The organism is Hungatella sp. SL.1.14 (genome assembly GCF_024460495.1).
Taxonomy (GTDB): domain Bacteria; phylum Bacillota; class Clostridia; order Lachnospirales; family Lachnospiraceae; genus Hungatella; species Hungatella hathewayi.
In genome coordinates this window covers 1-297 of sequence record NZ_JANFYJ010000396.1, presented here as the reverse complement: position 1 = coordinate 297, position 297 = coordinate 1, and the positions used below count along the sequence as shown (strand labels likewise).

Sequence of the window (297 nt, the reverse complement as noted above, 5' to 3'; positions counted from 1 at the left end):
GGAGTGTAGCGGAGTACGTGGCAGATGCTTAAAAGCCGTTTGTTTTTTTCAGCGGCAACTGGGCAGACGATACCACCTCCAGTCCCATGATTCTTCAGAAAAGCTGTCACGACATGGACATTCTTTCCTGGCTGACAGGCGGTACCTGTACAAAGGTCTCCTCTTTCGGATCCCATACACATTTCAAACCGGAAAACGCACCGGCTGGCGCGCCCTCCCGCTGCCTCGACGGCTGTCCGTCCTCCGGTTCCTGCCCCTACTACGCTCCCCGCTTCTATCTGGAGCATCCAAAGGCAG

General features: G+C 55.9%; 1 pseudogene. It reads left to right on the top strand.

The window, feature by feature from the left end:
• Positions 1-44: 44 nt before the first annotated feature.
• Positions 45-297 (top strand): annotated as a pseudogene (locus NE473_RS31530) (gfo/Idh/MocA family oxidoreductase); the annotation flags it as partial.